This window comes from Deinococcus aestuarii, assembly GCF_018863415.1.
Taxonomy (GTDB): domain Bacteria; phylum Deinococcota; class Deinococci; order Deinococcales; family Deinococcaceae; genus Deinococcus; species Deinococcus aestuarii.
In genome coordinates this window covers 88,754-105,162 of sequence record NZ_JAHKSN010000011.1, presented here as the reverse complement: position 1 = coordinate 105,162, position 16,409 = coordinate 88,754, and the positions used below count along the sequence as shown (strand labels likewise).

The following is a 16,409-nucleotide window of genomic DNA, read 5'->3' as shown; positions in this document are numbered from 1 at the left end:
TCAGGCCCTCTTTTCTTTTTGAATGTCGGATAACGTGGCCCGCAGTGCTTCCTCCAACTCTGGGCCGTGGGTCAACCAGGCGTTATGTGGCGCACCGGGCAACACCAAGAATTCGGCTCGTGGTAGCAGCGCCGCGAGTTGCGCGGCGGGCCAGCCAGGGCGGATGTCGGCCCCCATGTGCAGGAAGGTGACGGGCGTGGGAAGCCGGGCGAGGCGGGCGAGCAGGTCAGGCGTCTTGATGAAACGCCGCCAGTCGTCCAGCAGCACCCGATGAACCCCTGGGTCCCAGTCCACCTCGAACTGCGGCTCCGCATCTTTCCCAGCCTCGTAGGCGGCGTGCCAGTCACGGTCGTTCTGGATACCGGTCCCCGCCCAGCTCACCAGCCGCATGATCCGCTCCGGGTGCGCCAGCGCGTAGGCGAGGCCCAGGTCAGCTCCCCAAGAGTGGCCCAGCACGGCCCAGCGTTCCAGCTCAAGTGTCTGCCGCACGGCTTCCAGGTCACGGAGCGCCGTTCCCAGATCGTGTGGACCGCCTAGACTTTTGCCCACGCCGCGCGCATCGAGGAGAAGACAACGAAAGGTGGGCAGCAGCCCTGCGACGGGCTTCAGGTCGTTCACACAGCCCGGCCCACCACTCAGCATCAACAGGGGTGGCCCCTCACCAAGGATGGTGACTTGTAGATTGGCCCCGTCTACTCGGACCCTCACCGCCCCGCCACCACCGGCAGCGGCGGCAGCGTGGGCGACTCCACCCACAGCCGCAGCGCCGCCTCCCCCCGCTCTCCCGTCTGCGCGCGGGCGAAGGCGAGGAACTCCGGGGTGCTCACCGTGCCCCCCGAGAAGCGGGCCGTGTAGGCGCGCAGGAAGGCCCGGAAGGCGGCGTCGCCGACCGCCGCGCGCAGGGCGTGGACGGCGAGGGCCCCGCGCTGGTAGGCGCTGCGGTCGAAGAGCTGCTCCTCCCGCGTGGCGACGAGGGGACGGCTGCCCCCGCGCACGAGGGTGTCGTACCAGCGGGCGGCGACCGCCTGCCCGTCTCCGCCCTGCGCCTCGGTCCACAGCACGTCCGAGTAGGTGGCGAAGCCCTCGTTGAGCCACACGTCGGCCCAGGTCGCGGGGCTCACGTCGTTGCCGAACCACTGGTGGGCGAGTTCGTGAACGGCGGTGCGCTCGGTGTTCAGGTTGGGCGGGATGGTACTGAGCGTGGCCGTCTCCAGCGCGGGCAGCCGGGGCGTGACGAGGGCCACCCCACACGCCCCGAAGGGGTAGGGGCCGAACCACTCCGAGAGCACCCGCAGCGCCTCCCCGGTCCGGTCGTACACGGCGCGGACATTCGGGGGCGTGCCCACCGGGAAGTAGTCGCGCCGCGCGACGGTCGCCCCACCCACCCCCACCGGCACGGCGGGCGCCGTCACCCGCTCGAAGCGGTTCACGTGCAGGCCCAGCACGTAGGTCGGGATGGGCTGGGCCTGGGTGAAGACGAAGGTGCGGGTGCCCCCCCGCTCGGTGACCGGGCCCTCCACCCCGCTCGCCGCCGCCGTGAAGCCCTGCGGCACGGTGAGGCGCGTGGTGAAGGTCGCCTTGTCGGAGGGGTGGTCGTTGCTGGGCAGGAAGGTGTGGGTGCCGTGCGGCTCGCTGAGGGTGAAGTTCGCCCCCACCCGCCCGTCCGCCGCCAGGACGCTCTGCCAGCCGAGTTGCACGGGCGTCCCGAACCCTGGGTCGAGAATCACGCCGGGGCGCCCCCCGTACACGACCGTCAACCGCGCCTCCTGCCCCGGCAGCAGCGGCGCGGGCGGGGTCACGCTCAGCTTCTGGGCCGCCGCGTCCACCCGGTAGGGCGCGGCCCGGTTATTCCAGCGCACGGCGCTCACCGCCAGACCCAGGAAGTCCAGCCGAATTTCGGCGAGAGGCCGGGTGCTGCTCAGCGTGAGGGTGACGCTGCCGTACAGCTCGGGCGTGCCGGGCCGCTCCACCGTCAGGCTCACGTCGTAGTGCCGCACGTCGAGCCCTGCCTGCCCGAGGCCGGGGAAGATGGGGTCCCCGAGCGTGTCCGCCGCAGGGGAGACCTCGGGGCGCAGGGGCAGGGTGGGCACGGTGGAGGGGGAAGACGGCTGTGCCCCCGTCCAGCCCAGGCTCAGGAGCCCCAGCAGGAGCAGGGCAAGCCGCGGCTGTTCTTTGCGTCGCACGGCGTCAGATGGGGTAGTACGTCCGGGCCTCGCCGCGCAGGAAGTCGCGGGTGGGCACCCAGATCAGGGGGTTGCGTTCCTCGACCTCGGGGGGCGGGCCGTAGCGCACCAGCCCCTCGACCTGCTCGAAGGGCACCCACTTCACGCCGACGACCTCGGGGTCGGTGGGCGCAAGGTCGCCGCTGAAGGTCGCCGTGAAGCGCCCGAAGTTGGCGTAACACTCGTTGCGGGTGCCCGTCAGCATCTCGCCCTCGAGCAGGCTCACGAACACGAGGTCGGTGACGGTCAGGCCCGTCTCCACCGCCACCTGCCGGACGGCGGCGCTGGCGAGGCTCTCGCCCGGGTAGGCCTTACCGCCGGGCAGGCCGTAAAAGATGCTGCCGTCGTCCATCCGCTCCTCGACGAGCAGGAGTTGTTCCTCCCGGACGAGGTAGACGTGTGCGGCGCGCTTGATCGGCAGGGTGCGCGACAGGTGGCTCATGTAGGGGGCAGTCTAGCGGGAAGGGGTGGGGGCGGGTGGGGGGGAGTGGTCAGCGTCCGGTTCCATCAGCGGATTGAGTTGCTGAGCGAACAACTCACGAAGTTCCTGGTGAATAGTCAGGAGTCGGGCCTGCACGAAATCAAGTTGGGCGGAGCTGGAACGCCCCGTGAGTTTCCGGCTGAGCCCCTCGCAGCGGCGCGGCGATGGCTCTGGCCCGCTGGCGGATCTGGGGGGTCGGCTGGGGCGTCTTCTCGATGCGGAGCCCGAGCCGCGCGACCCGGCCATGAAGCCGCCGCACGGCCTCCAGGCGATCAGGCGGAGTCACATCCCCAGGTTGCCCCGCCAACGTGGCGTCGTGGAACCTTCCCCGTTACTGCTTACGTCCCCCGGACAGCCGCTCCACCACGTCGTCCGGCAGCCGCGCCGGGCGGTAGGTCTTGTCGGTGGCGATGTGGCGCGTTTCCCCCGTCGCCAGCACCTCGTCCCCGCGCCGCACCTCGTAGGTGAAGGTCAGGGTGCGCGAGCGGACGTTCCCCACCCGTGTCACCAGCGTGAGGAGGTCGTCGTAGCGGGCGGCGCGGCGGTACTCGACGTTCAGGCCGGAGAGCATCAGGAAGTAGCCGCGCGCCTCGACCTCGGTGTAGGGGAGGCCGAGAAGGTGCATCAGGTCGGTGCGGCCCACCTCGAACCACACCGGGTAGGTCGCGTGGTGCGCCACGCCCATCGCGTCGGTCTCGGCGTAGCGCACGCGGATCTCGCTGCGGCTTTCGGGCGCGGTCACAGCGGCGAGTCTCCCGCGTCGCGGAATTCCAGCGTGGGGGTACGCCGCATCCGCACCTGGGCGGCGACCTCGCGCTGGAGGTGGCCCCGCGCGTGCGAGAGGGCGTCGAGCAGGGCGGGCATGTCGGCCCCCATCGCGCTCACGTACACCCGCGCCAGCCCGTAGTCCGCCGTCACGCTGACCCGCTCGACCGTCACGATCAGGGGCACGCGGGGGTCACGCAACTCCGAGATCGCGCTCGACAGCACCCGCGCCAGTTGCGCCTGCACCTGCTCGGGTTTCACGGCTGGCCCCGGTGGGAAAGAAACGTCATCCCTGCATGGTAGGGCAAGAGGAGGGACCAGCGGCCAGCAGGAACGGGATGGGTGCTTTCGGCACAGGCGCCCTTTCGCTGGCGGGAGGCCGCTGGGGGCTGGCCGCTCCCCCTACCTCGCGTACCGCCGCCCCGTGTAGTCCGTGAACACCCCAATCCCGTACGCCACCTTCCGCACGCTGTCTAGCACCGGCTGGCCGTTCCACGCCAGGCCCGCGCTGCTGCCGCCGTCGAGGAGGAGGGCGTCCCTGACCCCCAGCCGGGCCATCACCTTGCCCATCTCGGTGGTGGTGAGCCGGGCGTGGGTGGTCACGAACACGAGGTCGCGGTTGCTTCCCAATCCCACAGCGCTGCGGGCGGCGCGGCCGAAGAGGGCGGGGTCGCGGAAGACGTTGGCGTAGCGGGTGACGACCCGGCCCGAGGTCAGGATGCGTGGGCCGGTGGCGATCACGGTTTCCATACCACGCCAGCTCGCTTCCAGCGGGCGCCCGAGGAGGGGCGTGGTGCTCGTCATGATGGTGGCGCGGTTGTCGGGCGTGATGGCGAGCGCGGCGGGGATGCGGCCCCAGGCGAGCAGTCTCCCCTGCATCACGAGGTCCCCGGCGGGCACGTAGGAGCGGGGGTGGAAGTAGCTGCCGTTCACGACCGCCCGCGCCCCGCTCGTGCGCGCCAGGGTCCCCACCCGCGCCCCGGCGCTCAGGCCCGCCCGCGGCAGCACGGGCGCGACGAGCACGTCCCGGTGCCGCAGGTCCACCCTCAGCACCCGGACCGGGATGCCCAGCGTCCTGAGCTGCCCCACGCTCACGGGCTGGCGGCGCGGCGCGGGCGGAATCGGCACGGGCACCCGGCGCGGCACCAGGACCCGCTGCCCGACATACGGGCGGGCGCGGACGTTCATGTGGTTGAGTCGGGCGAGACCCGCGGCGGTCGTGTGGTGCTTGCGGGCGAGGGAGGCGAGGGTGTCGCGCGGGCCCGCGCGGACGTACCCGTAGACCACCCGCACCTCGGTCCTGGGCCGGAGGGGAGCCGGACGGCGGGTGGCAACCGCCACCGTGCCCCGCGGGGGCACGCGCAGGCGCTGGCCGGGCTTGATCAGGGTGCCGCTCAGGTTGTTGGCGGCCCGCAGCGCGGCCACGCTGACCCCGGCGCGGGCGGCGATCCGGCCCAGGGTGTCCCCCGGGCGGACGGTGTAGACGGCGGGGGGCTTGGCGGCGACCGGGCGCGCGGGAGCGGTCCTGCCGGGTGCGGGTTTGGCCGACACGGGGTCGGGCGAGGCCGCCTTTGCCACCGGGACCTCCGCGCTCAGCCGCAGCTTTTGCCCGGGTTTGATGGTGTTGCTCTTCAGGCCGTTGAGGGCCTTGAGCCGCGCCACGCTCACCCCGCTCTTGCGCGCGATGCCGTAGAGCGAGTCGCCCGGGCGGACGGTCACCGTCCTCGCCGCCGCGAGGGCTCCCGGGTCAAGCAGCGTGGGGCCGAGCAGCACAGACAGCAGGATCAGGCGGCGGAACATGGACCCACAGCCAAGCACGGGCGCGCGGCGGGCGGGTGAGCCGGAACTGACGCGCTCCCCAGTCGTCTAGGACGCGGCGGCGGGAAGATGAAAAATGATACCGCCGTCCTCCCAGAGGGTGAAAAACCTCATGCGGACTTGTCCTCCGGCGGCCCTCATCTCCTATCGCCGCGCCCGCCGGATGGGCCCGAGCGGCGTGTACCCGGCCCGTCGCAACTCCGTGTCCAGGTCCACCGCCCCCAGCCCCGGGCGGCGCGGCCTCGCCTCCAGCGTCGCGTCCCCCAGCCGGGCGACCGCCCAGGCGCGCAGCTCCCAGTCGGGCAGCGGGGGCGCGCTGGCGTGTCCATCCGGCGTCAGCACCTCGGCGATCAGGGTGCCGAACACCTCGCCTTCCGGGCGGGGGGGACCGAGGGGGAGGGTGATGGGGAGAACCGGGCGGGCGTGGGTCATGGGCCACCTCCTGCCTCTCAGCCTGCGCCGGGACCCCACCCGCAGGACATCGGGTAGGGGAGACGCGGCGCGGAATGGTCATCGGGGGAACCGATGGCTGGGCAGGGCCGCGCGCCTACAATGGGGCATGACCGACCGGACGCCCCAGGCCCCCTCGCTGGCCCAGCTCCGCGCCCTGATCGCGGTCGCGGACGCCGGGGGCTTCGGCGAGGCGGCGGCGGAATACGGGGTGTCGCAGTCGAGCCTCAGCGAGGCGGTCGCCAAGCTGGAAGGGCTTGCGGGCCGTCCCCTGCTGCGCCGCACGCCGGGTGGGACCGTTCCCACCGAGGCGGGGGCCCGCGTCCTGACCCACGCCCGCGCCGCCGTGCAGGCCGCCGCCGACGCGCTGCTGGCCGCGCAGGAGGAAGGTGGAGGGCTCTTGGGCACCCTGCGGGTCACGTCCATGCGCTCCGCCGCCACGCACCTGCTCCCGCCCGCGCTCGCGGCGTTCCGGGCCCGCCACCCGCGCGTGACGGTCACCGTCCTCGACTCCGACACGGGCGGGAGAGGGGCGCCCGCCGTGCGCTCGGGCCGGGTGGACCTCGCGGTCATCGTCGCCGAGGAGGCCCCCGACCTGTGGCTCCACCCCCTCTCGCCCGACGAGTACCTCTTCGTCGCGCCCGCCACCCGCGGAACACACCCCGTCACCCTCGCCGATCTGGGCGCCGGGCCGCTGATCCTGCCGCCCGCACGCGACTCCTGCCACCGGCGGGTGCGGAACTACCTCGCCGCCCGGGGAGTTCCCCTGACGGGCGTGCAGGAGGTCGAGCAGGACAGCGTGACCCTCTCGATGGTGGGGCACGGCCTGGGCGTGACCGTCATGCCGAGGCTCGCCCTGCTCCCCCTGCCGCCCGGCCTCGTCACCCTGCCCCTGCCCGAGCCCCTGTTCCGGCCCCTCGCGCTCGCCGCGCTCCCCCACCGCGCCGGGTTGCCGCTCCTGCGCGCCTTCACCGGGGCCGTCCTCGCCCACCTCCCCGCCTCCGGGCTGCCTACGGGGGAACCGGGTCCCCTCCCCGTCCCGGTCTCCGCCCCGCCGCCCAACTGATACGGCTTCCGGCCCCATGCCGTTCTCCTTCGGGAAAACGAAGGCCAACTCCATTCTGGAATCCGTCCTTTTCCTTCTCCCTCTGCTGACGCAGCTCTACGAGTCCGGTCGGGTTTCACAGTTCTTCCATTGCGGGGGACTGGCACAGCTCCGCAGGAGAGGGGGTTGGGGACTCGCAGAGCTGCCCAGCAGAGGGGGGTGGACGGCAACGCCTCCCAGCGCAAGAAACCCCAGAGAGTGATGAAACTGTCCGCACCATTGATGAGGGGGCCAAGGGGAAGGCGGGCCCGGTCGTCCCAGGCCCGCCTCCCTTCACCTCCCGCCTCAGCCGTCGTACGGCTTGCCGAGCGCGCGGGGGGCGGCGCTGCGGCCCGTGAAGATCAGCGCGATGATGGTGATGAGGTACGGCAGCGCGGTCACGAGGGTCGGCGGCAGCAGGTCCGTCCCGCCCAGGGTGATCGAGAGCGCCTGGAGGAAGCCGAAGAGCAGGGTGGCGCCCAGCACCCCCAGCGGCTTCCACTGCCCGAAGATCAGCGCGGCGAGCGAGATGAAGCCCAGCCCCGCGCTGATGTTGCGCACGTAGGAGTCGAGGTTGCCGATGCTCAGGAAGACGCCCGCCGTGCCCGCCAGCACGCCCGAGAGGATCACGCCGCTGTAGCGCATCCGCCGCACGTTCACGCCCATGCTCGCCGCCGCGCCGGGGTGCTCGCCCGTCGCCCGCAGCCGCAGGCCGTAGGGGGTGCGGTAGAGCACGTACCACGTCACCGCCACCACCAGGAAGGCGAAGAACACGGGCGGACTGAAGCGCAGCTCCCCGACGCCCCACAGCGGCAGCGGATTTTGCACCTTGGGGCTTTCCGTGCTCGTGCCGTACAGGGCGGTCAGGATCACGGCGGGCACCCCGCTCGCCAGCAGGTTGATCGCCGTGCCGCTGATGACCTGATCTGCCCGGTACTTGATGGAGATGACCGCGTGAATCCAGGCGATCAGGCCGCCCACGAGCGCCCCGGCCAGCCAGCCCAGCCAGGGGGCCAGCGCCCCGAAGGTGGGCTCCAGCGCCAGCGTCGCCACCGCGCCCGCCAGTGCCCCGAAGATGATCAGGCCGTCGAGCGCGATGTTCACGACGCCGCTGCGTTCGCTAAAGAGGCCGCCCAGCCCGGTCAGGAGCAGGGGCACCAGGCTGCGGATGAAAGTCGCCAGGAAGGCGGTCGTCAGGAGTTGGGCAAAGAGGCCTTCCACTTAGCGGCCCCCTTTCTGGGCCTCTTCGACCCGGGCATTGGTCTCGCTGCTCACCCCGAGGTTGGGCAGCGGCGTGGCGCGTTCCCCGGCGGCGGCGGCGGGGCTCAGGCGGGCCGTCTCGTCCGTGCCCGCCCGGTCCGCCGCCTGCACGAGCTGCGGAGGCGGCGGGTCCGTCACCCGGCGGCTGAGGAAGCCCCCCGCCGCGATGAACAGCACGATCAAGGCCTTGAGGACCGTCACGATGTCGCGGTTCACCCGGTCGAGCTGCTGGTCCACCTCCAGCCCGCCCGTGTCGATGGTTCCGAAGAGGACGCTCGCCGCCACCACGCCCGCCGGGGTGCTCTGCCCCATCAGCGCGACCGCGATGCCGTCGAAGCCCACGTTGACCGGGGTGTTCCCCCGCAGGCGGTACTCGTCGAGCGCCCCGCCGTTCACATAGTGCGTGCCCGCCAGCCCGGCGAACATGCCCGCCAGCGTCATCGCCAAGATGGTCCCGCGCGCCACGCTGATCCCGCCGTACTCCGCCGCCCGGGGCGAGAGGCCGACCGCCCGCAGCGCGTACCCGGTCGCCGTGCGCCACATCAGCGTCCCGAACAGCGCCACGCACAGAAGCGCGATCAGGAACGAGGCGTTGAGCTGGCTGCCCGTCACCTGTACCGGAATCCCGATCCGCCACGTCAGGGCGCCCAGCACGAGGGCCGCGACCAGGGCGAGCAGCGTGCTCCGCTGCACCCGGGCGCGGGCGAGGAGCGGACGGGCGACGAGGAAGGCGACGAGCGCCACCAGGGGAGCAATGGTGAGCGCCACGCCGCCTGACCCGCCCACGTTGAACAGGCCCAGCAGGGTGGGGAGCCGCGCCGCCTCCTGCAATTCCTCGCTGCGGGGCTCGAAGCCCTCGGCCTTGAAGGGGAGGTTATATTCCCGACCCAGGAAGGGGAAGGTCTCGCTGCCGATCAGGAAGATGAAGATCGCCGACGCGATGTAGTTGAGCATGATCGTGTTGATGACCTCGCTCGACCCGAAGCGCGCCTTGAGAAAGCCCGGAATCGCCCCCCACAGCGCCCCGCCCAGCCCGGCGGCGAGGACCGAGAGGACGAGCAGCCCCCACCCCAGCCCGGGAGGACCGTACACCCCGACCAGCGTCGCCCCGATGGCCCCCATCGTGAGCTGACCAGGGGCGCCGATGTTGAAGAGGCCCGTGCGGAAGGCGAAGGCCACGCTCAGCCCGGTGAAGATCAGTGGCGTGGCGAGCTTGAGGCTGTCGAGGAAGGGATTGAGGGCCGTGACGGGCGCGAAGAGGGCCGAGTACACGAAGTACACCACGTCGCTCTTGGCGAGCCAGCGGCCCCACAGCGACAGGGGCACGTCGCCCGAGTTCACCCCCGGCTGCACGATCAGGACGACGACGGCGCCGACGAGCACCGCGAGCGCGATGGCGACGGCGGGCACGAGCAGGCCTCGCAGGCGGTTGAGGCGCTCCCACCACGCCTGCCGCGCACTCAGCCCCGCGACCGCCGTGATCAGCCCGCCGAGCACCGCGAGGAAGAGGCCCAGGTTCATCCCGCCCCCGCCGTAGAAGTTCCGCAGTTGCCGCCTCGCGCCGGGCCGCAGGCTGGTGTCGGTGAGCACGCGGGCCGTCTCCGCACTCAGGACTCCCCGCAGCACGAGGACCGCCGCCACCCCCGCGAGGAAGGCGAGCAGGCCCGTCAGCCACACCCAGCGTGCCCGGCGCGCGGCGCCCACCCCACTCGCCACGAGGAGGGCGAGGGCCACCCACCCCAGCGCGAGGACAGGCCCCACGGCAGGGAGGGGGGCCTGCTGGCTGGAGCTGAGGTTGAGGGTGCCGCCCGTGAGGTGCAGCAGCACGCCCCCAGCGCTGAAGTCGCGCCCCAGGGTGGCGAGGGGAAAGAGCAGCAGCCCCGCCGCGGAGGCAGCGCTCGCCGTCAGGGCGATCCGGGCCGCCGTCGGCGAGGGGCGGGCGTCTGAAACGTTGGTCATTTTTTCATTGTAGGGGCCTGACTGGACAGGCTGGAAGGGTGGCGGGGACGGGCCGGGCCCCCCGTGCGCGTCACGCCGCGTGTGCGCTGGGACGAGGAGGTGGGGGCGTGGAATCGGCCCGCAGCCCTGCCGTGGGAATGGGGGCGATCACGGGCTCTCCAGGGGGCGTGCCGGGGCCGGGGGGACCGCGCCGCCTGCTATCCTCGCGGGCGGTATGGAACGCACTTTTGCCATGATCAAGCCCGACGGCGTGCGCCGGGGCCTGACGCCCGAGCTTCTCGCCCGCATCCAGCGCAAGGGCTACCGGGTGGTCGGCCTCAAGCAGATGGTGATCCCCCGTGAGGTCGCCGAGACCCACTACGGCGAGCACCGCGAGCGCCCCTTTTTCGGCGAACTCGTCGAGTTCATCACGGGCGGCCCGGTCGTCGCCATCGCGCTGGAGGGTGAGAATGCCATCTCGGGCTGGCGGGCGATGATGGGCGCGACCAACCCCGCCAACGCCGCCCCCGGCACCATCCGCGCCGACTTCGCCACGACCACGGGCGAGAACGTCACCCACGGCAGCGACTCGCCCCAGAGCGCCGAGCGTGAGCTGGGCCTGTTCTTCAAGCCGGAGGAACTGCTCGGCTGAGCTCCCCTCCCCGCCGCGCCGCCCGCAGGCCCCATCCGGGACGCGGGCGGCGTCTTCATGTTCGGAGTCGACCCCCCGGTCAGGCTGCAAGGGAACGGTCAGACGGGGGGGCTTACCCTGCGGGGCGAGACCATGCTGACGCGCCGCCCCGCCTCCCCCCTGCGCCCCGCGCTGCACCGCAGCCGCCAGTGGGCGCTGTGGCTGCTGGGCGGGGCCTACCTGCTGTTCGCCGCCGTCACGGCCCTGCTCGACCCGCCCGGCGCCTTTCCGGGGGCGTACCAGACGCCGAAATTCTGGATGGCGGGTGTGTTCGTGCTCGTCCTGCTCGGCGCGGCGCTGGCTCCCCGGCGCCTTCGCCGGGTCGGGGTGGGGGCCTTTGTGCTCCTGACGCCCCTGCTGTGGCTGGAGGCGTGGCGGATGGTCTCCCTGGGCCTCCAGCCTTCCGAGCTGACCCTCTGGGCGGCGGCGCTGGCCGGAGTCGCGCCCCTGCTGCTGGGCTCGGCGTGGGGCGGCGCGGCGGTCATGGCCGTCCTGGCGGGGGTGGGCCTCGTGCTGCTGGAGGGCCCGCCCCTCTCCCCGGCGCTCCTGGCCGCGTGGGTGTCGGGGGGCCTCGCCACGGCGGCCCTGGCGGGCACGTCGTTCGTCGCCGCCCGCCTCATCGAGTCCAACCTCACCCTACACGAGCAGGCGAGCGCCCAGCTCCAGGCCGCCCGCTTCGACAGCCTGACCCGGGTGCTGTGCCGCGCCGCCACCGAGGAAGACCTCCTCGACCGGCTGCGCCACGCCCTGGAGACCCGCACCCCCCTGAGCGCCGTGATGTGCGACATCGACCACTTCAAGGCCGTCAACGACCGCTACGGCCACCCGGCGGGCGACGAGGTGCTGCGCGGGGTCGCCAAGCGGCTGCGCCGCACCGTGCGCGGCAGTGGCGGGCTGGTGGGCCGCTGGGGCGGCGAGGAGTTCCTGATCCTGCTGCCCGGCCTCGCCAGGCCTGAGGCGCACGCCCTCGCCGAGCGGCTGCGCCAGGCCGTCGCCGCCACCCCCGTCGCGGGCCTCCCCGTCACCGCCAGCCTCGGCGTGGCCTCCTTTCGCCCCCCGGGCGACACGGCGGACGCCCTGCTCGCCCGCGCCGACCAGGCCCTGTACGCGGCCAAGCGGTCGGGGAGAAACCGGGTGGAGTGAGGGCGCGGGGATCAGGGCTGGGCGGTGGGGAGGCGCGGGCCCCGCTGTTGCCCGTCATTCTCCCTGAAAGGCGGGCAGCAGCGACGGTTCCTCCCGGATCACGAAGCCGCGCGTCACGAGGCGCAGGCCCCCCGGCGTGCGCAAGATCAGCACCTCGGCGAGGCGGCCTCCCCGGGGCCTGAGCCCCTCGCCCTGCGGGGTGGAGACGGTGGCGGCCCCCTCCCCCGCGAGGCTGCGGGCGCTGAACCCGGGGCCCTCGACCTCCAGGTCCCACGACAGGGAGCGGACGTTGCCGTCGAACCGGACGGCCACCGCGCGGGCGGGGAGTGGCGGGCGCGTGGTCCAGGTGATGCGCCGCAGCCCGCCGTGGGTCCGCTCGCGCCGGTCGGCCTGGGCGTCGTAGGTGCCGTTGACCGTGAACAGCACCCGCGCGGTCAGGTCCTCCCCGGTGCCCCCCCGCGTGTCCGGGCGGCACCCCGAGAGTCCCCCGCACAGGAGGACGGCCAGGGCAAGCAGGGCGGGAGCCGGACGCGCGACCTTCATCGCCGCCAGGGTAGCCCGGGAAGGGGTGTGCGAGCATGGGACAAGTGGACCCGCACCGCCTCGCCCTGCTCGTGACCGCCGCCCTGCTCGGCGGGCTCCTCGCGCTGGGGCTGGGCCTGCAACTCGGGCGCCGGCGGCTGAGGGCCCGCTGGGTCCACCACGCGCTCTTCTTCGCGGTGTGCGCGGGGGTGGGGCTGTCGGGGCTGCTCTCGGGGCTTCGCGGCCTCGCCCTGCTCCCCGCGCTGGCCCTGCTGCTGCTGATGCCGCGCACCCGGCCCGGGCGGGCGGGGCACTGGCGGCTCGCGCTCGGGTGTGCGGCGGCCTTCGGGGTGGGGCTGTGGGGCGCGTGGTGAGGGCCGGGTCGCAGGGGCACGCGGCCCCTCACCGCCGCGCTAGCCTGCACCCATGACCGTGCCGCCCGCCCTGCCCTCCCCCCCCAGGCCGCCCCGGGCCGGGCTGATCGAGGGGATGCTCGCCCGCCGGACCACCAACGGCCCCTTCCGGCCGGGGCCGGTCAGCCGCGAGCACCAGCACCTCCTGATGCGGGTCGCGCAGGCCGCCCCCAGCCACTTCAACAGCCAGCCGTGGCGCTTCGTCCTGATCGAGAACCGGGAGACCATCCGCGAGGTCGCGCGCATCTCGGGCGAGAGCATGACCGAACTGATCGAGGCGGGCGTCTTTTTCGAGCGCTACCGCCGCTACTTCCGCTTCACGGAAGCCGAGCTGGAGCAAAAGCGCGACGGCATCCACATCGACCACCTGCCCGGCCCCCTGCGCCCCTTCACCCGCCAGGTCTTCTCGGACGCGGGGCTGAGGGTGATGCGCCAGCTCGGCGTGCCGAAAAAACTCGGCGAGGACAACCGCAAGCTGGTGGAGGGCAGCCCCCTCCTCCTCGCCGCGCTGCTCGACCGGGCAGAGTACCGCCCCGGCGAGCTGAGCGGCTTTTACTCCGTCTTCGGCCTCGGCGCGGCGATGGAGAACATCTGGAACGCGGTCGGCGCCCTGGGGATGGGCCTGCAATTCGTCTCCACCCCGATGGAGATTCCCCGCCAGTGGCAGATGATCCGCGAGCTGCTGCGGGTGCCGGGGGACCTCGAACTCATGGCCGTCTACCGCCTGGGCTACCTGCCGGAGGACGAGAAGCGCCCCAGCATCGACTGGAGCAGCCGCCACCGCAAACGGCTCTCGCAGTTCGTCTTCCGCGAGACCTGCGAGGTGCCGGAGGGGGAGGGCGGCCCTTCCTGAGCGGGCGTTCCTAAACGAACGGTGTGCCCCGCCGCGCCCGCCTCTCCACCGCCTTTTCACGCCTCTTCCCCCACAATGCCCGGTGGAGGAGAACACCATGACGACACTGCAAGCGAACGCCGCGCAAAGCGGCACGTTCCGCATCGGGGGAGAGCTGACGGTCAACCGCCTGGGTTTCGGGGCCATGCGCGTCACGGGCGAGGGGATCTGGGGCGACCCCGCCGACCGCGAGGGGGCCCTCGCCACCCTGCGCCGCCTCCCCGACCTGGGCGTGAACTTCATCGACACCGCCGACTCGTACGGCCCGGCGGTCAGCGAGGAACTGATCCGCGAGGCGCTCTACCCCTACGACACGGTGGTGATCGCCACCAAGGGCGGCCTGACCCGCACCGGCCCCGACGTCTGGCCTCCGTGTGGTCGCCCGGAGTACCTCAAGCAGCAGGCGCACATCTCCCGCCGCCGCCTGGGGGTCGAGCGCATCGACCTGTGGCAGCTCCACCGCATCGACCCCAAGGTCCCGCGCGACGAGCAGTTCGCTGCGGTCCGAGAGCTGATGGACGAGGGCGTGATCCGCTTCGCGGGCCTGAGCGAGGTGAACGTCGAGGAGATCGAGGCGGCCCGCCAGGTCTTCCCGGTCGCCACCGTGCAGAACCTCTACAACCTCGTGAACCGCAAGAGCGAGGACGTGCTCGACCACTGCGGGCGCGAGGGCATCGGCTTCATCCCCTGGTACCCGCTCGCGGCGGGCAGCCTGACCCGCGAGGGCAGTGTGCTGGACGAGGTGTCCCGCCGGGTCGGGGCCACCCCGTCGCAGGTCGCGCTCGCCTGGGTCTTGAAGCGCAGCCCAGTCATGCTCCCGATTCCCGGCACCGGGAAGGTCAAGCACCTCGAGGAGAACGTGGCCGCCGCCGGACTGCACCTCTCCGATGAGGACTTCCGCAGCCTCGACGAGGTGGGCCGTCAGGAGTGGGAGAGCAAGCGGCGGCGCTGAGCGGCGCGGGTACGGGGGCGGAGCGTGGGCGTGTGTGCCCACCTCCGCCCCCCCTGCTGACGGAAGATGAGCCGTTGATCGGGGTTTTCCCTTCCCCTGGAGGGGACAACCGTGCTTTTGGTACGGCGGGGCCTCGGTATCCAGACGAGAAAATGCCCACCATGCCTGCCCTCCCTGCCCTGCGCTCGCTCGTCACCGGGCTGCCACCCCACCGCGTTCCGCAGTCGGACATCCGCGAGGCGGCGCGCACCCTCTTCCCCCGCATGGCCGCCCGTCCCCACATGCTCGACGTGTTCGACAACGCGCAGATCAAGTTCCGCGCCCTCTCCCGCCCCCTGGAGTGGTACCTGGAGCCGCGTGGCTTCGGCGAGAAAAACGCCGTCTTCATCGCGGAGGCCCGCGCCCTGACCCTGCGGCTGGCCCGCGAGGCGCTGGAGCGGGCCGAACTCGCCCCGGGCGACGTGGACGCGGTGGTCGTGGTGAACACCAGCGGCCTGAGCACCCCCAGCCTCGACGCCTCCCTGATCGAGGCGCTGGGCCTCAACCGCCACGCCGCGCGCCTGCCCGTGTGGGGCCTGGGCTGTGCGGGGGGAGCGGCGGGGCTCGCGCGGGCCGCCGATCTCGTGCGGGCGGGATACCGGCGCGTGCTGTACGTGGCGGTCGAGCTGTGCAGCCTGACCCTGGTGAAGGGCGACGAGTCCAAGAGCAACTTCGTGGGCACGGCCCTCTTCGCCGACGGCGGCGCGGCCCTCGTCGTCACCGCGCCCGACGTGCCCGGTCCGCCCCCGCTGCTGGACGTGCACGGCGGCTACTCCACCCTGATCGAGGACTCGGAGGACATCATGGGCTGGGACGTGGTGGACGACGGCCTCAAGGTCCGCTTCTCCCGCGACATCCCCACCCTCGTCCACTCGATGATGGCCCGGAACGTCGCTGGAGCCCTCGCCGCCCACGGCTGGACGCGTGAGGAGGTGGAGACCTTCGTGGTCCACCCGGGCGGCGTCAAGGTCCTCGCCGCCTACGAGGACGCGCTGGACCTTCCCGAGGGCGCCCTGAATGCCAGCCGCCGCGTCCTGTGCCGCCACGGCAACATGAGCAGCGTGACCGTCCTCTTCGTGCTGGAGGAGACCCTGCGTGGCGGTCCCCAGGGCAGGGCCCTCCTGAGCGCGATGGGCCCGGGCTTCAGCGCGGAGCACGTGCTGATTGAATTTCCGATCTGAGAGACGTCGATGGTCTAGCTCCTCCCTCCTTGCGGGGAACTCGTAGAGCGGCTTGCAGAGGTCGGGAGGGGGGAGCGGGCCGAGCGCCACGGGCCACTGGACGACCCTCTGAATGAAGTCATTGAGGCCAGCGGCGCCACTCCGAAACACGAGCGAGGCAGGGCCTCCCTCCTCACCCCGCCCCGCTCTCCTGGCCCCGCCTCAGCTTCCCTCTTCCCCGTCCACCGTCTTCTCAGGGTTGGCGGCGGCGCCGCTCGCGGGCAGGCCCCCCTGGTAGCCGCCGTAGCTCTGCGACGTGGTTTCCATCCCGCCCGCCGGGGCGCTGGGCCGCCGCTGCTCATCGCTCACGGCGCCCTGGTTGACCGGCGTGTCCGATCCTGCCGCCGCGTTCTCGTCGCTGACGTGCTGGTAGATGCCGTCGTGGATCGCGTCGCCCGTGCTCTTCTCGCCGCCCGTGTCCCAGTTGGGATTGTCGGTCACCTCCCGCAGGCCGACATTCTCCTGCGCTCCCGCTGGGCCCGTGTTGCCGTTCGTGCTGTCGTCCATCTGCGTCTCCTT

Annotated in this window: 19 protein-coding genes; 7 read left to right on the top strand and 12 right to left on the bottom strand. The window is 72.5% G+C overall.

The annotated features are described in order from the left end of the window. The 8 genes from IC605_RS14240 to IC605_RS14205 all read right to left on the bottom strand — a co-directional run bounded on the left by IC605_RS14240 (window position 1) and on the right by IC605_RS14205 (window position 5,718). On the bottom strand, window positions 1-642 hold the full coding sequence (locus IC605_RS14240; RefSeq protein WP_281416289.1) for an alpha/beta fold hydrolase: 642 nt from the start codon (window positions 640-642) through the stop codon (window positions 1-3). Window positions 643-704: 62 nt separating this feature from the next. Further along, complete coding sequence (locus tag IC605_RS14235) at window positions 705-2,183, bottom strand: M1 family metallopeptidase (protein WP_343216622.1); 1,479 nt, start codon at window positions 2,181-2,183, stop codon at window positions 705-707. Window positions 2,184-2,187: 4 nt separating this feature from the next. Further along, complete coding sequence (locus IC605_RS14230) at window positions 2,188-2,664, bottom strand: NUDIX domain-containing protein (protein WP_216325417.1); 477 nt, start codon at window positions 2,662-2,664, stop codon at window positions 2,188-2,190. A 139-nt stretch (window positions 2,665-2,803) separates the two neighbouring features. Then, entirely contained in the window at window positions 2,804-2,989 is a 186-nt protein-coding gene (locus IC605_RS14225) for a hypothetical protein (RefSeq protein ID WP_216325414.1), read from the bottom strand. Between the two features lie 45 nt (window positions 2,990-3,034). Next, complete coding sequence (locus IC605_RS14220; RefSeq protein ID WP_216325411.1) at window positions 3,035-3,445, bottom strand: acyl-CoA thioesterase; 411 nt, start codon at window positions 3,443-3,445, stop codon at window positions 3,035-3,037. Further along, window positions 3,442-3,729, bottom strand: coding sequence for a ribosome-binding factor A (locus IC605_RS14215; RefSeq protein WP_216325408.1), 288 nt, complete (start codon window positions 3,727-3,729; stop codon window positions 3,442-3,444). The genes IC605_RS14220 and IC605_RS14215 overlap by 4 nt, the downstream gene beginning before the upstream one ends. Window positions 3,730-3,870: 141 nt before the next feature. Next, window positions 3,871-5,268 carry a LysM peptidoglycan-binding domain-containing protein gene (locus tag IC605_RS14210; protein WP_216325406.1) on the bottom strand — a complete coding sequence of 466 codons (1,398 nt, stop codon included), beginning with the start codon at window positions 5,266-5,268 and terminating at the stop codon, window positions 3,871-3,873. A gap of 162 nt (window positions 5,269-5,430) precedes the next feature. Beyond that, window positions 5,431-5,718: a hypothetical protein gene (locus IC605_RS14205; RefSeq protein ID WP_216325403.1), complete on the bottom strand. Its 288-nt coding sequence runs from the start codon at window positions 5,716-5,718 to the stop codon at window positions 5,431-5,433. Window positions 5,719-5,845: 127 nt separating this feature from the next. On the opposite strand from IC605_RS14205, the gene IC605_RS14200 reads away from it, so the two are divergent. Beyond that, the gene (locus IC605_RS14200) at window positions 5,846-6,802 is read left to right on the top strand and encodes a LysR family transcriptional regulator (protein WP_216325400.1); all 957 of its coding nucleotides are present in this window, start codon (window positions 5,846-5,848) and stop codon (window positions 6,800-6,802) included. Between the two features lie 324 nt (window positions 6,803-7,126). Here the strand turns inward: IC605_RS14200 and IC605_RS14195 are convergent, their stop codons facing one another. Together IC605_RS14195 and IC605_RS14190 are read right to left on the bottom strand one after the other, a co-directional pair. Continuing rightward, window positions 7,127-8,041: an ABC transporter permease gene (locus IC605_RS14195; protein WP_216325397.1), complete on the bottom strand. Its 915-nt coding sequence runs from the start codon at window positions 8,039-8,041 to the stop codon at window positions 7,127-7,129. Further along, on the bottom strand, window positions 8,042-10,039 hold the full coding sequence (locus IC605_RS14190) for an ABC transporter permease (RefSeq protein ID WP_216325394.1): 1,998 nt from the start codon (window positions 10,037-10,039) through the stop codon (window positions 8,042-8,044). 214 nt (window positions 10,040-10,253) lie between these two features. Here IC605_RS14190 and ndk point away from each other — a divergent pair, with 214 nt between their 5' ends. Together ndk and IC605_RS25145 are read left to right on the top strand one after the other, a co-directional pair. Next, window positions 10,254-10,670, top strand: coding sequence for a nucleoside-diphosphate kinase (gene ndk, locus IC605_RS14185; RefSeq protein WP_216325391.1), 417 nt, complete (start codon window positions 10,254-10,256; stop codon window positions 10,668-10,670). Window positions 10,671-10,802: 132 nt separating this feature from the next. Beyond that, window positions 10,803-11,852: a GGDEF domain-containing protein gene (locus tag IC605_RS25145; RefSeq protein ID WP_281416288.1), complete on the top strand. Its 1,050-nt coding sequence runs from the start codon at window positions 10,803-10,805 to the stop codon at window positions 11,850-11,852. A gap of 54 nt (window positions 11,853-11,906) precedes the next feature. On the opposite strand, the gene IC605_RS14175 is transcribed toward IC605_RS25145, so the two are convergent. Next, the gene (locus IC605_RS14175) at window positions 11,907-12,395 is read right to left on the bottom strand and encodes a hypothetical protein (RefSeq protein WP_216325388.1); all 489 of its coding nucleotides are present in this window, start codon (window positions 12,393-12,395) and stop codon (window positions 11,907-11,909) included. A gap of 35 nt (window positions 12,396-12,430) precedes the next feature. Between IC605_RS14175 and IC605_RS14170 the strand changes: the two genes are divergently transcribed. The 4 genes from IC605_RS14170 (at window position 12,431) to IC605_RS14155 (ending at window position 15,851) form a co-directional block, all read left to right on the top strand. Next, a complete protein-coding gene (locus tag IC605_RS14170) occupies window positions 12,431-12,748 on the top strand; it encodes a hypothetical protein (protein ID WP_216325385.1) in 318 nt (105 codons plus the stop codon). A 115-nt stretch (window positions 12,749-12,863) separates the two neighbouring features. Further along, window positions 12,864-13,640, top strand: a complete 777-nt coding sequence (locus IC605_RS14165; protein WP_216325585.1) for a nitroreductase family protein — start codon at window positions 12,864-12,866, stop codon at window positions 13,638-13,640. 97 nt (window positions 13,641-13,737) lie between these two features. Beyond that, window positions 13,738-14,631 carry an aldo/keto reductase gene (locus IC605_RS14160; protein WP_216325382.1) on the top strand — a complete coding sequence of 298 codons (894 nt, stop codon included), beginning with the start codon at window positions 13,738-13,740 and terminating at the stop codon, window positions 14,629-14,631. Window positions 14,632-14,783: 152 nt separating this feature from the next. Further along, window positions 14,784-15,851, top strand: coding sequence for a type III polyketide synthase (locus tag IC605_RS14155; RefSeq protein WP_216325379.1), 1,068 nt, complete (start codon window positions 14,784-14,786; stop codon window positions 15,849-15,851). Window positions 15,852-16,052: 201 nt separating this feature from the next. Here IC605_RS14155 and IC605_RS14150 read toward each other — a convergent pair whose 3' ends face one another. Next, window positions 16,053-16,397: a hypothetical protein gene (locus tag IC605_RS14150; RefSeq protein WP_216325376.1), complete on the bottom strand. Its 345-nt coding sequence runs from the start codon at window positions 16,395-16,397 to the stop codon at window positions 16,053-16,055. Window positions 16,398-16,409: the final 12 nt, after the last annotated feature.

What these genes read in the sequence shown, in the direction of transcription:
- IC605_RS14240 (WP_281416289.1), bottom strand. Translation starts at nt 642, where the DNA reads ATGCTGAGTGGTGGGCCGGGCTGTGTGAACGACCTGAAGCCCGTCGCA.
- IC605_RS14200 (WP_216325400.1), top strand. Translation starts at nt 5,846, where the DNA reads ATGACCGACCGGACGCCCCAGGCCCCCTCGCTGGCCCAGCTCCGCGCC.
- IC605_RS14160 (WP_216325382.1), top strand. Translation starts at nt 13,738, where the DNA reads ATGACGACACTGCAAGCGAACGCCGCGCAAAGCGGCACGTTCCGCATC.
- IC605_RS14205 (WP_216325403.1), bottom strand. Translation starts at nt 5,718, where the DNA reads ATGACCCACGCCCGCCCGGTTCTCCCCATCACCCTCCCCCTCGGTCCC.
- IC605_RS14165 (WP_216325585.1), top strand. Translation starts at nt 12,864, where the DNA reads ATGCTCGCCCGCCGGACCACCAACGGCCCCTTCCGGCCGGGGCCGGTC.
- IC605_RS14150 (WP_216325376.1), bottom strand. Translation starts at nt 16,397, where the DNA reads ATGGACGACAGCACGAACGGCAACACGGGCCCAGCGGGAGCGCAGGAG.
- IC605_RS14210 (WP_216325406.1), bottom strand. Translation starts at nt 5,268, where the DNA reads ATGTTCCGCCGCCTGATCCTGCTGTCTGTGCTGCTCGGCCCCACGCTG.
- IC605_RS14175 (WP_216325388.1), bottom strand. Translation starts at nt 12,395, where the DNA reads ATGAAGGTCGCGCGTCCGGCTCCCGCCCTGCTTGCCCTGGCCGTCCTC.
- ndk (WP_216325391.1), top strand. Translation starts at nt 10,254, where the DNA reads ATGGAACGCACTTTTGCCATGATCAAGCCCGACGGCGTGCGCCGGGGC.
- IC605_RS25145 (WP_281416288.1), top strand. Translation starts at nt 10,803, where the DNA reads ATGCTGACGCGCCGCCCCGCCTCCCCCCTGCGCCCCGCGCTGCACCGC.
- IC605_RS14170 (WP_216325385.1), top strand. Translation starts at nt 12,431, where the DNA reads ATGGGACAAGTGGACCCGCACCGCCTCGCCCTGCTCGTGACCGCCGCC.
- IC605_RS14190 (WP_216325394.1), bottom strand. Translation starts at nt 10,039, where the DNA reads ATGACCAACGTTTCAGACGCCCGCCCCTCGCCGACGGCGGCCCGGATC.
- IC605_RS14155 (WP_216325379.1), top strand. Translation starts at nt 14,784, where the DNA reads ATGCCCACCATGCCTGCCCTCCCTGCCCTGCGCTCGCTCGTCACCGGG.
- IC605_RS14230 (WP_216325417.1), bottom strand. Translation starts at nt 2,664, where the DNA reads ATGAGCCACCTGTCGCGCACCCTGCCGATCAAGCGCGCCGCACACGTC.